This is a genomic window from Nocardia sp. N2S4-5 (assembly GCF_044628355.1).
Lineage (GTDB): Bacteria > Actinomycetota > Actinomycetes > Mycobacteriales > Mycobacteriaceae > Nocardia > Nocardia wallacei_B.
In genome coordinates, this window is sequence record NZ_JBIUPM010000001.1 from 3,071,256 (window position 1) to 3,084,069 (window position 12,814).

A 12,814-nucleotide genomic window follows, 5' to 3' on the forward strand; every position below is an offset into this window, starting at 1 on the left:
CGAAGGGGCGCGGCAGCACCTTTGGTCGGCTAATAGATATGCCAGGAGGTGCATCGCGGCATGGCTGGCATGATCGATCGGTGCTATTGAGATGGTTGCGGTTGTGCAGCAGACAACCCCACAGTATCTGCGATGAAGAGTGGTGCGTCGGCGCTTAAGACCGCTTGTGCAAGCAGTTTGTGGGTGCCTCGGCAGTTTTGAAGGGACCGGAGATGTTTGGTGGTTTCGTTCTTGGGTGGCAGGTCCGGGGTCGCCCGCGCGGAGCGGAGCGAGCACGGGCGTGCCCCGGCGGCGCGCGAAGCGCGCCGTTCTTGACTTTGTAGAGGGGTATTCGGCAGAAAAGCATGTCGGTGGTTTCCACTCTTCTTTCCCCCTTTTTCTTCTTCTTTTGTGGAGGACCCGACCTAACCACTTCTGCACAGGGTGTCATGGATTCGGATGCTCTTGGTTGCGCGAATGCTGTTGGCACTCCGGTGCGTAGCGACGCGACGCGCGGGCGGTCCCCGGCATCCTGGGGACCCAGGGAACGAGAACACGGAGAGCACGGCCGCGAACACCAGTGTGTTGCGCGGGATGAGAGTAGCCCTCCAGCACGGCATTGTGCTGGAGGGCTGCTCCGAGAAACGAAAGGAAGGTTCGCCTTGGGGGTGTGCGTTCCGGTCCCGGATTCAGATGCCTCTGTGTTTACGGACGGGAACGGGGACGCGCAGCCCCTACCGTGTCACGGAATCACCTGCCTGTCTGCTGTCGGGGGTGCGGCGGTTGGGTGCCGAGTACCCGCGTGCCCATGGCCGGGCGTGCGTGTTACTGGCCGTGCTTGCCTTCACCGCCGGTCTCGTCGTCTTCGGGGTCGAAGTCGTGGAACATGCGAAATGCACCTCCTTCCAAGGGGTTTCGAGGGTCGGGGTTCCTCCCGGCGACGTTGCCGGGAAGCCTGAGAGGCCGTGATGGCGCGCTAGGTGCCGGGATCGGTTGTGCCGGTGAGTGTTTGGGGGTGGCTGAGTCCGATGGTGAGTGGGGTGTCGGGTTCGTCGCCTGCGGCGGGCAGGCGCGGTGGGGTGAAGCGGTCGATGTGGGGTCGAGGGCGACGGCGGCGGTCCACAGGTAGCGGTGGATGCCGGGTGGTGGGTAGGGGTTGGTGTCGGCGTCGGTGTGCACGGCGGTGAGTTGCTGGGTGCCGTGGTAGCGGATGAGGTCGCGGCGGTTGCCGGTGTAGTCGAACAGCAGGGCCGCGCACATGCCGCGCGTGCCGGACTGGCCTTCGAGTGTGGGGTGGGCGTCGGGTCCGGTGTCGACGGAAACCAGTCCGTCGTAGGCGAGTCCGAAGCCCCACAGTGGTATCGGGGCGGTGAGCCGTAGCGCGTGGGCGATGCGCTGATAGGGGTGCATGGTGGGCAGCGGCGCAACCTTGTCGACCGCGTATGCCTTGATGCCGATCGTGCCGTCCGAGGCAGTACCGAAGGAGTAGACCACGGCACCGGTCTGGCAGTCGTGGGCACTGAGCATGTACATCATGGCGGCGCGTAGGTGAGGCTCCGGCGGCAGCGGCGCGGGATGGCGCGGCCCGTCCGGGTGATCGGGCAAAGCGGCAGCGGAGGCGGGGTCGGTCATGCGTATTGCCTTGTCTCCCAGCTAGTTACGTGGTTCTGAGTGTGTCAGCGTGGCGGGTGGTGCTGGGCGTTGATGCGGGCTTGCTGGTGGGCGAGCTGGGCGCGGCCGGAGGTGGTGATCTGCCAGAGCAGTGGTTGTCCGGCGTCGGAGTCCCCCTCGTCGCTGGGTTTGATCTGAGCGGCGTCGCGGTCCTCAAGGGCTTGCAGGGTGCGCAGGACGACAGCGGGCGGCTTGGCGAGCGTGCGGGCCAGGGCCTCGGCGGTGGCGGGCTGGGCGGCCAGCTCGTGGAGGACGGTCGCCTGAAAACGCTTCAGCGGCGTGTCTCGTGTCGGCGCGGGTGTAGAGGACATACGGGGCGGCAAGTCCTTCCTGGGTGGTGGGTGGTGGTCTTCGTGGTGGATGCGGCGGGTGATGTCGGCGACCGAGCGGCCGGGCGGGATGCGGCGCGGCCACCACCGCACACCCAGCCCGAACGCCACCAGCGCACCCAGTGCGGTGAGGGCGAACAGCGCGAAGTCAGACACGACCCGGACGAGACGCACGGCGGGGATCGATCGCGCGGGCAGCAGCGAGCACGTCCGCGGTGACATCGGCGGCCCCGGCGGTGCGGCACCATTGCTGGATTTCCGGGTCGGTCGGCAACTGATGGCCCTGTTCGATCCGCCACACCTTGACGTGGTGCCAGCCCAGAGCGCGAGCGAACTTCGCGATGGTGTGGCCGGTCGCGGCACGCAATCCGCGTAGCCGCTGGCCGAATGCGCGCCGCGCCTGCTGATCTCGCGCGGCGATCTCCGCCACCGACACGGTCCCGGCCGGAGTAGCGGGATGTTGCTGAGCGTGGCGGGAACGAAGCCGGTAATCGATCTGCTCGAGTTGTTCGCGACCTCGCGCGGTGAGCGTCCACTGTGCCGCCGCAGGGTCTTTCGAGCATGCACAGGAGACCAGGCCGCGGACCTCGAGCGGGCGCAATGACTGGTTCATCATGCCGACCGACCGGCCGAGCCGCTGCGCCAACTCCGCGATCGGCAGCGGGCCATCGGCGTAACCCAGTGCCCGCAACACCAGCACTTGAGAGCGGGTGAACCCCGCGACATTGATCGGCAAACCATTCACAGCACGCCCCCGCCCTGATGGCCGCGCGCGAAGTACGGCACCACATGCGGTTGCAGACTGTCGGTGACGAACCGCACCGCCTGTTCGGCCTCGGCGAAACTGCTGTACGGCCCCCACACCCCGTTCGGGCACGGCCCGGGGTGCTGTCCACAGCTACCGGCACACGCCACGATGGCCCATTCGGTGTACATGCTGCGGGTGGTGTCGGCGGCGGTCACCGCGCCCACCGCCCCGAGGCCGCGCTCCGAGCGGGCGGACCTGCTACCTCGGTCCAGAATTCGTGTCTCACCTTGTCCCACAACCGATTCCATCGCGGGCACCGTTGCCGGGCCTCGGCCAGATCGGTGCCCGGCGCGAACCGCACCACCTCGACCACCGGATACTCGCCGGTGTCGTGCACTGCCATCACCTCGATTCCTTTGCTGGTGTCATGAGTGGGACGCCACACCGCCTCGAACCCGTCGACCTGCGTCGTCAGCTCGCCATCCATCAAGGGGCCTCCCGTGTGGCTTCCCGAGCCGGTTACGCCGTGTGGGCAAACACGTGAGCAGCGACAGGCAAACCGGACTCGTCGACCGGTATCCCGCGTTCGCGGGCACGGTCTTCCGGCGTGGTCACCGGCGGTTTCAGATGCCCTGCCGCGACCAGTCGGTTGTAGGCGCTGGTCTTGCGGGGACAGCGGCCCACCGCGCACTTGAGGTGCTGTTGCATCACCCGCACCGCACCCGCGACCGACAACGGCTCGTCAGGAAAACCGTGCGCGCCCGGATCACCCGTGGGCACCCACGACCAGGTCTCGGGCGGGACCACGGTCACCAGGTCACACACCTCGCACACGCGGGCGGGCGAATGATCCGCCGTTTCCAGATCGAACACCACCACGGCGGCAACATTCATCTGCGCGATGAACGCCAGCACATACCCGGTCGGGTCCTCGGCGTCCTCGGGCGCGCACACGGTGTACAGGTACCGGAAGCCCAACGCCTCGGCATGACGCCGCATCTCCTGCGCCTGACGGGGCGCGGCCAACCCAGCCACGTCGCGACGCTGATAACCGATCGCAAACGGCCGGCTGTCACAGTCGGCCGTCGTTGACGGTATGGGTGAGGACACGAACGTTGTGGACACGCAAACCTCCCTGTGGTGACGGGACCGGCCGAGAACCGTGCGGCGCGGCGTGGTGCTTGCCCTTAAGGTTTGCGAGATCAGCGCTGGTGATCGACTGCACGACAAGGGGAAGTCTGTGGGAAAACAGTGGGCAAGATCGGAGCGGAGAGCGGGGAACGTTCTATTCTGGTGTCAGGTCCAGCAAGGAGGCCGCACCCCGTGAAACGCAACGAGCTGCTGATAGAGGCTCGGTTGCGAGTGGAGTCGCCCGGCTCGCCTGGCCATTCGATGACACGCCATGAACTGGCGGACGCCGTTAACGACCACGTTTTGCGGGCAACCAACAAGCGAGGTGCAGTCGATGAACGGCACATCGGAAAGTGGGAGCGAGGCGAAACGACATGGCCGAGAAAGCATTACCGGGCCGCGCTGCGCGCGGTCCTGAACGTAGCGACAGACGCCGAGTTGGGCTTCACCAGACATCGGCAGTCAACGGATGACGAAGACGTGAATCGTAAGCAGTTCCTGAAGACCACGCTCGCTATGAGCGCGGCAATGTTGACCAATGCGGCACCGACTGAAGCCGAGTTGCTCGACACGATGGCAGGTCCGACGACGAACTATCGGCGGATGGAGTCCTCTGTGCCCTCCGATCGGCTCTCGCCGGTGGTGGAGGCTCACCTGACGTTGGTTTCTGGCATCGTGCAAGATCGACTCCGCACGGCGAACGGGTATCGAACGCTGTCGGAAGTGGCCGGGCTCGCGGCATGGTTGGCGGCAGACAGGGGCGACGACGCAGCAGCTCGGACCAGGTACAACGACGCCATTACCTACGCCGAGCGCACGCATCACCCGCTGTTGGTCTCGTACATGAAAGCCAGCCTCGGCCATTACGCGGTGGAGACGGGCGACGGCCGAGCTGGATTGGGAATGCTATTGACGGCATCGGCGCAACTGGGGGAGGAAGCGCCCGACAGTGCGGGAGCGTGGATGTCGTCGTTGCTGGCGGTCGCGTACGCGGCCACAGGCGATCGCAAGGCAGCGCTGGCGGCGCTCGATCGCGCCGAGCGGCTGGCGAGCCGACAGCGTGGCGAAGCGCAATGGCCGTGGGTGTTTGCCTTCGATGGAGCCAAAGCAGCGCGCTACCAAGCAAGCGCGCTCGGCCGCTTAGGTGACCATCGTGCGGCACGTACTGCATTCGCGGCAGCGACGCCCGCGCTGGGTGCGGACAAGCCGCGCGCACTGGCCCAGGTTGAGCATGCACATGTGCTGGCCCGCAGTGGGGATGTGGAAGGTGGTTGCGCGTTGGCAGCGGACGCGCTGAGATTGGGTCTCCAGCTGCGTAGCGAGCGAATCACACGGGTGGCTCGATCGTTTCGCGCAAGCCTGCCATCGCGCACGATGGAGGCGCGGCCGTTGGACGATGCCTTGGCAACTCTGTACAGAGTGGACGGACGATGACACGAATAGCCATCACAGGTCACCGCGGATTGCCCGCCGAGACGACAGCGTTGGTGGACAAGGCGTTGCGAGCAGAGCTGGCAAAGCGGGATCGGGGTGAAGTGATCGGCGTGAGTTGTATCGCGGACGGTGCCGACACACTGTTCGCTCGGGCCGTCCTGGATGTCGGCGGTGGCCTCGTCGTCGTAGTTCCCGCCCGGCAGTATCGGGCCGGACTTCCGGCCGAACACCACGCGACGTATGACGAACTGCTGGCTGCGGCATTGGATGTGATCCAGCTGGACTACGACGAGTCGACATCGGAAGCGCACCAAGCAGGAAGCGAACGAATGCTGGAGGCTGCCGACGAACTGGTCGCAGTATGGGACGGCAAGCCGGCGCGTGGGTATGGAGGAACCGCTGATGTTGTCGCGGTAGCGGAGCAGCGCGGAATGCCGATAACGGTGGTTTGGCCCGAAGGGGCAGAAAGAGGTTGAGGGGTTTAGCGGCTGACTGCTGTCGATCGGCGGTCCCTGTCCGAGCGCTAGCCAGCGCTGCCGGTTCGAAGCTTTCTGAAACGCGTTCAGCGCCAATAATCTTCGTGAGCGGAAGGGGTCCTCAGTGAGCGGCAGTGACGACCAGATGGGTCTCGATCTCGGCGTGAGTGTCGAGGAGTCGGAGTGGGCGAAGTGGGTGGACCCTGAACGACGCCGCGCAAGTGCGTACGAGTTCATGGAGCGCGTCGGGATCGAGCGTATTCCGGATGAGTTCTCGTGGTTCGATGATGTCGAGGATTCGGCGAATGCGGTATTGGCGGAGATATTTCCTGGCGTGGAGTTGCCGTCGCCGGAGAGCCGTTCCGGTCTGGTTGATTCGTTTATCTGTTTTCTCGGGGAGTATTTGATAAAGTTTGCGGGTGCTGAATGGTATGACTCGCCGGTGATGCGTGAGATTTCGTTGTACGAGAGTTTTAATCCGGCACTTCGCTATCAGGGTTCCGGGGACACGACGGCGGCGGAGTTGTTGCGGGACATCCTTGATCATGGCCGTGAGCTGGAGGGCCGTATTTTTACCAGTGCGATGGTGATCAGTCACGAATACCACATCAACGCTTTGTAGACGTGGCGCGGGGGGCGGTGCAGCGTGTCTGCGGAGAATAACGAGCAGGGAGAATACTTCCATCGGGGGATGGCCGAGATCCGCGGTGAGACTCGGGAAAATGGCTGGGAACGTGAGTACGTAGAGCGGGCCACCAATCAACGACTGGATCAGGCGCGTGTCTATGTCAACAGGGAAGAACGCGCGTTCACCGAGTACAAGTCAGGTCGAATTGATGCACGCTGTGTCGAGCAGCTCGGCAAGCATCTGGAGCTGTTGGACCGTGGCCTGTACCGGTCCGGCGAGTGGGTTTCCGCGACGCCGCTGCAACGAACGCCGAGAGAGTTCCAAGAGCTGGTACGCGGCGCGCAGGAACGGGGGTTGGAGTTCCGCTATGTCACTCCTGAGCGTCGCGTCATCGAGGAAGCCAAGGAGAAGGGGCGGCAGCAGGTGCCGGGGCGGCAGCTGGAGTTGCCGGGGGTCGGTGAGAAGGCGCGGCAGCAGAGGGAGCGGCAGCGGGAAGAACGAGAACGGGAGGAACGCGAACGCGAGGAACGGGTACGTGTGGAGCGAGAGGCGGCGGCGCGGGCTGCGCGGGTGGCGCGGGAGGAGGTGATCCGTCGTGTGGGCCGGGAAGTGGCGCGGGAGTTCACTCCTCCGGCGTTGCTGCGGTCGCAGGGGCGGGAAGAAGCTGATGCGGCGGCGGAGGAGAGGGCGCGTCGGGAGCGGAAGGCGGAAGAGGAGAAAGCGCGGCAGCGGCAACGGGAGGCCGCGGAGCGGTTGGCGCGGGCGGCGCGGGAAGCTCGGGAGGCGGCGGCGCGGGGGCAGTCTCGTGAGGTGTCGGGGCGCGAGATTGCGGATTTGCTGGAGGTGGGTCGGCCGACGCTGGGTGTGGAGTCGTCGGATCGGGAGCCGCCGTCTGCGGGGTCGACTCGGGGCGGTCGGGAGGAGCGGGGCAGGGAGCGCGGCCTGACTCGGGAGAGGTGAGCGGGGGACGCCGGGGCGGGCTGTTGGGCGTGACACGCCGAGGGCAAACTTTTTGTATCTGGTTCGCGCGCTGCGTCGTCGCCGTGCGAGCGGGAGGTAATGGAGGGTTTGCCACTGGTGGGAATATCAGGTGTGGCGTGGTAGAGGCGGGGTTATCTAGCTGGTGGTTTCGGCGGGTGCGCGGGGGTAGCTGGGGCGCTGCGGCGAAATCGCTTGTTGCTGAGGCGTTGCGCGCAAGAGGTCAACTTTGTGCGTATCGGGCCGTTGTGCGTTGACACAGACCGGGCAGCGAGGATCATAGACTGTAGTTGGGGGATTGGAGAGCGACAACAGGAAAGCTGCTGGAGAGAAACTGAACCCCCATGATTCCCACACCGACCCCCACGGATCGACCGCCGACCCTCGGCGGTCCTCGGCGTCCGCTACGCGGCCGATGCGGTGAATCGCTTTCTCCCCCATACGTTTTCGAGAGGGCGTCTGGCCTTCACCCGGTAGGTGACACTGCCGAGGCCGGACGCCCTTCGTTGTGTCTGGTGACGCGTCGAGACACGGATGTGCTTCTGACAGCAGCAGATGTGCTTCTGACAGCAGCACTTGCGGGCCTTGACGGGGCGTGTGCTGGGTGCTGGACAATCGAAGGAGAAAGGACGGTGATGTCGTTGATGGAGCACTGAGTGGTGCCGTGTCGGTTGGGACGAAGTGGAGGCGGCCCGAGGACACGGCGCGTGAGTGAATGGTCGGTCGAGTGGAACGTCCCGGGGTGTGATGTTCCGACGCAACGAGGTTTCCGGTTGGTGGTGTCACACCGGCTGGGGGTCCTCGAGTCCATGAGCCTGATTCGGGTTCGACACTAAGGCCGTAACAGGCGTGGGAACAGCACAGAGCGGAAAGGAGACGAACTGGTTCGGATGGTGGTCACCCGCAGCGGGTGAGCAAGAGCGTTTTGAGAGCTGTCCCCCCGCGTCAACGAGGGGACAGCCAGCATAGGAAACGGCTTCGCAGACATGGTTTGGACCCCATAGCGAAGTTCGATTCCCCGTGACAGAACCGGAGGTTCTGCCATGTCCAGGTTAGTTCATGTCGTGCTGCCTGCAAACTGGCACAGCGCGTCTCGCCGGGAATCCCCAGTGACTTCCGGGCAGGTATGGGACGTGCCGGGACGTGGGCGGGCACGCGGGCGGGCACGCGGGCGTGATCCGCCGTTTCTGCTGGTCATCGGTCTCTATTACCCGAGCGGCCCCGACCGGGGTCGTGCACCGGCCGCCGTGGTGTGGCTGGTGCAGATCAGACGAAACGGAAACTCTCATGGTTATTGACAATGTGCCCAAAAGGGACCACCGCAAGAGCTGGTGGTTCGAAGTGGTCTTCTCCGACTGGTACCCACGGGGGCTGTTTCAGATCGGCCCGGTGCAGCCGGACCGCGCCTACAGCAACGACCCGAACCGGCCGGGACCACAGAACCTCGATGAGGCGACCCACCTGCCGCTGTGGAAAGTGGCGGTGCTCGATCCGTCCGAGGACAAGGCGAAGCGCAAGAGCTTCGATGTGGTGATCGTGTCGGCAGAAGAACCGGTACCGACCACCGAAGAGCTGGACGAGGACATGCGCCGGATTCAGCTCGACGGGCTGAAGGTGCAGCCGCGCATCACCGGAACCGACCAGTTCAAGTACCTCACCTGGGCAGTCCGCGCGACCGGCTTCACTCCGGCGCCCACGAGCGGCCGGGGCAACGCCAGCACATCGGGCTCCGGCTCCGGGTCACGGTCCGAGGGCGGCAAGTCCAGCACATAGGCCGGTCGTGGGTGGGACGGCGGCAGACGCACCGGGAGGCTCAATCCTGCGGCCCGCCGCCGTCCCCATCCGCCGCGTAACGGACAGGGAACCGTTGCACGGCGTCACGTGCCGTTGTACCCGCCGTCCGTCTCGCTAATCAGCGCACGCCGAATGTCCTGCGGTCGGCCGGGCGGCGGGCTCTCTCTACCTCTGATTTTCTCGAAAGGTTTGCACGATCATGGCTCGTTCCGAGTACTCGAACGACAGGCAGAACACACAACGACCGGACGCGATCGGCGAGTTCGCGACCGCAATCCTGCTGGGCGCGGGGATGGGAATCTACGCCCTGGTGTTGTGGTCCTGGTGGGCGATCCTCTATCCGATGCTCTCGTTGCCGGTGGTGGCGGCGGTCGCGGTGGGGTGGTGGCTGGGATGGCCGGCTGGTGTCGCGGTCGCGGTGGCGTCGCTGGTCGGGTGGTTGTTGTGGTGGCGGTTGTTCCCGCGATCCTGGGAACGCTGGGTGTGGGGCCGTATCCGCCAGCAATTTCTCTCGTATCACCGGTATCGGCGACGCTGGAAGACCCTCACCGCGTTGCACGGGTTGACCGTGGTGCTGGATCGGGGTGTGCTGACTCCCCGGCTCAAGCATGTGCAGATCGGTCCGGTGGCCGATGTGCTGACGGTGGAGCTGCTGGGCGGCCAGACGGTACAGCAGTGGGCCAAACAGTCCGACGCGCTACGGCACGCACTGCGCGCGGTCGGGGTGCGGGTGCGGTCGGCGCAATCGAAACATGTTGTGCTGCAAGTGATTCACCGTGACATCCTGACCGAGCCGATCTCGCTGCCGCGTGAGGAACCGGCCACGGTGGATGTGGAGGGACTGGTGGCGGGCATGACCGAACTCGGTTCGCCGTGGCGGGTGCGTCTGCTGGGCAATCAGTTGCTCGTGGCGGGCGAGATGGGCTCGGGCAAGGGGTCGGTGGCGTGGTCGATCATCGCCGCGTTGGGACCGGCGATCCGGGCGGGGCTGGTGGAGTTGTGGACCATCGACCCGAAAGGCGGCTCCGAGTTCGGGGCGGCCCGGGAGTTCTTCGCCCGCTTCGCCTATGACGCCGACGGTGCGGTCAGGCTGTTGAGTGATGCGGTCGCGCTGTTGCAGGCGCGGGGGAACAAGTACATGGGCCAGTGGGAGCGCAAGATCACCCCGAGCGTGGAAGAGCCGCTGGTGGTGGTGCTCGTCGACGAGTTCGCGAGTCTGACCACCTACTACACCGACCGCAAGACCAAAGAGCAGATCAAAGCTTTGCTCGGGGTGCTGCTCACGCAGTCGCGGGCGATGGCGGTGCCGGTGATCGGGTGCCTGCAAGACCCGTCGAAAGACGTGCTCGAGCTGCGGCAGCTGTTCCCCTACCGGATCGGGCTGCGGATGAGCGAGCCGACGCAAGCGGGCATGTTGTTCGGTCCCAGCGGCCGGGACCGGGGCGCGTTGTGTGACGAGATCCCCGAGGACATGCCGGGTGTGGCCTATGTCGAACAGGAAGGCTCGACCGAAATCGTGCGCGTGCGCGCCTACTGGGTCAGCGACGACGATATCCGCTGGCTGATCGACCGCTACCAGCCCCGTGGACCTCGCCGCGGCGACACCCGCCGATTCCACGACGACAGCGGCAACAGCGACGGCGACGGGCAGGCGCGGTCATGACCACGAGAGGATCGAAACTCACTGCCACACAACCTGACCCGGCCAACGGCTCGGATCGGGAGGTGATGCCCGATTTCGAGGACATCGCGCACGCGGTCGCCCTCGAGCATGGGGTGTGTGTGCGGCCGATGGTGCTCGAGCAGTACGACACCGAGACCGGCCGGACGGAACTGGTGCCGGTGCCGTGCGGGCACACCCTCGAATCGGTCTGCCCACCGTGCGCCCGCAAGGCCCGTGCCCTGCGCATGACGCAGTGCCGGGAAGGCTGGCACCTGACCCGCGAACCCGTGATCACCACCCGCCCCGCCACCTTCGACCAGAAAGGACTGCTCCAGTACCGGGCGGACCTGCAAACCGAACACGACCGCCTGGCGGGCCTGGTGGAGGCGGGCGAAACCAGCGACCCGCACACCGGGCTCGACGCCGAACGGATGCACACCGACATCACCGAGTTGGTGAACGAAATCCATTGGGCAGACCGGGAATTGAAGGCATACGGGATGCGCGGCAACGCACCCCGCCCGGACCAGGCCAGTCGGACGGCGGCCCGGCACCGTTCCACACGGCGACGGCACGACGCTCCCGATCTGCCCCGGCTGCCGGTGTCGCGGCGCACGGTCGGGCGCGAGTACGCGGGCAAGTTCATCCCCTCCATGATGATGACGTTCACCCTGCCCTCCTACGGGGCCGTGCACCCCGAGGACGGCACACCCCTCGACCCGGACACCTACGACTATCGGCGGGCGGCGCGCGACGCGATCCACTGGGCGGCGTTGCTGGACAGGCTGATTCAGAACCTGCGGCGGTGCGTGGGCTGGAGCATCCAGTACTTCGGCACCGTCGAACCGCAACGGCGCGGCGCACCCCACGCGCACCTGTGCGCACGCGGCACCATCCCGCACCGGACAGTGCGCCAAGCCGCGGCGGCGACCTACCATCACGTGTGGTGGCCTCCCCACGACACACCCGTCTACAGCGAAGACCGGAAACCACTGTGGGACAGGGCTTCCCGTACATTCGTGGATCCGGACACCGGGGAGCCGCTGACCGGGTGGGACGACGCGGTCGACGCGCTGACCGAGCCTGCACACACGGTGCGGTTCGGCGAACAGGTGCACTCACGCGGCGTGCTCGGTGGCAGCGAGGAAGCCCGGCGGCACATCAAATACGTGTGCAAGTACCTGCTCAAATCGGTATCCGAGGTCCTCGACGCCCGCACCGCGCGCCAATGGGACCACTACGACCGGCTGCATGCCGAACTGGTGAAAACCCCGTGCTCGGAACGCTGCCCGGTATGGCTGCTCTACGGCATCGTGCCGAAACAAGTGAACGGCAAAACGGTGCCCGGCCGCTGCCGCGCCAGGGCACACCAGGCAGCCACACTCGGGCTACCCGGTCGGCGGGTACTGGTCTCGCGACGGTGGTCCGGTAAACGCCTCGGTGACCACAAAGCCGACCGGATCGCGTTCGTCCGCCGCGCCCTGGCCCACATCGGCATCGTGAAAACCGACCAGGAAGCGGGCCGCTACCAGTGGTCCACCCTCGCACCCGGCACACCGACACCACCACGAGCGAAACTGCTCATGCACGGTGTGGCGCAACGGATTGCGTGGCGGGTGGAGTACGAGCGAGCGTTGCTGGCGGCACAAGAGCAGCCACCGCCCGGCGGCGAGCGCGGTGGGGGTGACATCAGTTCACCCCCTCCCACGTCAGTTACCTCTCAGTTATCTTTACGGTCTTGATCTTGCGGGAGCATCCATGTCTTCTGAACAGCAATCATCCGCCCGGACGGTTCGGCGGTGGGTCACCACCAAAGCCGCTGCCGCACATCTCAGCGTGCACCCGGAGGTGCTGCGGCGGTGGAACCGGCACCGAGACAAGTACCCGTGGCTGCCCAAGCCCAAGCGGGTCGGAAAGGACTTCCGTTGGGACCTCGATGCGTTGGACAAAGCGCTCGACGCGCGAGAAGAGCACTGACACACG

General features: G+C 65.7%; 14 protein-coding genes. 8 read left to right on the forward strand and 6 right to left on the reverse strand.

From position 1 onward, the window contains the following. Positions 1–804: 804 nt before the first annotated feature. The 6 genes from ACFMRZ_RS13840 to ACFMRZ_RS13865 are packed head-to-tail and all read right to left on the reverse strand — an operon-like array spanning position 805 to position 3,762. On the reverse strand, positions 805–1,611 hold the full coding sequence (locus tag ACFMRZ_RS13840; RefSeq protein ID WP_400179468.1) for a hypothetical protein: 807 nt from the start codon (positions 1,609–1,611) through the stop codon (positions 805–807). A gap of 44 nt (positions 1,612–1,655) precedes the next feature. Continuing rightward, entirely contained in the window at positions 1,656–2,135 is a 480-nt protein-coding gene (locus ACFMRZ_RS13845; protein ID WP_400179469.1) for a hypothetical protein, read from the reverse strand. Further along, positions 2,128–2,724 (reverse strand): helix-turn-helix domain-containing protein, encoded by a 597-nt coding sequence (locus ACFMRZ_RS13850; RefSeq protein ID WP_400179470.1) that lies wholly within the window; start codon positions 2,722–2,724, stop codon positions 2,128–2,130. Before ACFMRZ_RS13850 ends, ACFMRZ_RS13845 begins: the two co-directional genes overlap by 8 nt. Beyond that, complete coding sequence (locus ACFMRZ_RS13855) at positions 2,721–2,942, reverse strand: hypothetical protein (RefSeq protein ID WP_400179471.1); 222 nt, start codon at positions 2,940–2,942, stop codon at positions 2,721–2,723. Before ACFMRZ_RS13855 ends, ACFMRZ_RS13850 begins: the two co-directional genes overlap by 4 nt. Beyond that, a complete protein-coding gene (locus tag ACFMRZ_RS13860) occupies positions 2,939–3,214 on the reverse strand; it encodes a hypothetical protein (RefSeq protein WP_400179472.1) in 276 nt (91 codons plus the stop codon). The genes ACFMRZ_RS13855 and ACFMRZ_RS13860 overlap by 4 nt, the downstream gene beginning before the upstream one ends. 32 nt (positions 3,215–3,246) lie before the next feature. Next, positions 3,247–3,762, reverse strand: coding sequence for a hypothetical protein (locus ACFMRZ_RS13865; protein ID WP_400179473.1), 516 nt, complete (start codon positions 3,760–3,762; stop codon positions 3,247–3,249). 288 nt (positions 3,763–4,050) lie between these two features. Between ACFMRZ_RS13865 and ACFMRZ_RS13870 the strand changes: the two genes are divergently transcribed. From ACFMRZ_RS13870 to ACFMRZ_RS13905, 8 genes are all read left to right on the forward strand, one after another. Then, positions 4,051–5,292 carry a hypothetical protein gene (locus ACFMRZ_RS13870; RefSeq protein WP_400179474.1) on the forward strand — a complete coding sequence of 414 codons (1,242 nt, stop codon included), beginning with the start codon at positions 4,051–4,053 and terminating at the stop codon, positions 5,290–5,292. Positions 5,293–5,345: 53 nt separating this feature from the next. Further along, complete coding sequence (locus ACFMRZ_RS13875; protein ID WP_400179475.1) at positions 5,346–5,768, forward strand: hypothetical protein; 423 nt, start codon at positions 5,346–5,348, stop codon at positions 5,766–5,768. A 124-nt stretch (positions 5,769–5,892) separates the two neighbouring features. After that, positions 5,893–6,390, forward strand: coding sequence for a hypothetical protein (locus ACFMRZ_RS13880; protein ID WP_400179476.1), 498 nt, complete (start codon positions 5,893–5,895; stop codon positions 6,388–6,390). A 69-nt stretch (positions 6,391–6,459) separates the two neighbouring features. Further along, complete coding sequence (locus ACFMRZ_RS13885) at positions 6,460–7,356, forward strand: hypothetical protein (protein ID WP_400179477.1); 897 nt, start codon at positions 6,460–6,462, stop codon at positions 7,354–7,356. A 1,161-nt stretch (positions 7,357–8,517) separates the two neighbouring features. Beyond that, positions 8,518–9,147, forward strand: a complete 630-nt coding sequence (locus ACFMRZ_RS13890; protein WP_400179478.1) for a hypothetical protein — start codon at positions 8,518–8,520, stop codon at positions 9,145–9,147. 220 nt (positions 9,148–9,367) lie between these two features. Beyond that, positions 9,368–10,831 (forward strand): cell division protein FtsK, encoded by a 1,464-nt coding sequence (locus tag ACFMRZ_RS13895; RefSeq protein WP_400179479.1) that lies wholly within the window; start codon positions 9,368–9,370, stop codon positions 10,829–10,831. Next, positions 10,828–12,573 carry a replication initiator gene (locus tag ACFMRZ_RS13900; RefSeq protein WP_400179480.1) on the forward strand — a complete coding sequence of 582 codons (1,746 nt, stop codon included), beginning with the start codon at positions 10,828–10,830 and terminating at the stop codon, positions 12,571–12,573. Before ACFMRZ_RS13895 ends, ACFMRZ_RS13900 begins: the two co-directional genes overlap by 4 nt. Before the next feature lie 16 nt (positions 12,574–12,589). After that, positions 12,590–12,808 carry a hypothetical protein gene (locus ACFMRZ_RS13905; protein ID WP_400179481.1) on the forward strand — a complete coding sequence of 73 codons (219 nt, stop codon included), beginning with the start codon at positions 12,590–12,592 and terminating at the stop codon, positions 12,806–12,808. Positions 12,809–12,814 lie beyond the last annotated feature (6 nt).

Coding starts and splice junctions, on each gene's coding strand:
- ACFMRZ_RS13905 (WP_400179481.1), top strand. CDS start 12,590: ATGTCTTCTGAACAGCAATCATCCGCCCGGACGGTTCGGCGGTGGGTC.
- ACFMRZ_RS13860 (WP_400179472.1), bottom strand. CDS start 3,214: ATGGATGGCGAGCTGACGACGCAGGTCGACGGGTTCGAGGCGGTGTGG.
- ACFMRZ_RS13900 (WP_400179480.1), top strand. CDS start 10,828: ATGACCACGAGAGGATCGAAACTCACTGCCACACAACCTGACCCGGCC.
- ACFMRZ_RS13895 (WP_400179479.1), top strand. CDS start 9,368: ATGGCTCGTTCCGAGTACTCGAACGACAGGCAGAACACACAACGACCG.
- ACFMRZ_RS13885 (WP_400179477.1), top strand. CDS start 6,460: ATGGCCGAGATCCGCGGTGAGACTCGGGAAAATGGCTGGGAACGTGAG.
- ACFMRZ_RS13840 (WP_400179468.1), bottom strand. CDS start 1,611: ATGACCGACCCCGCCTCCGCTGCCGCTTTGCCCGATCACCCGGACGGG.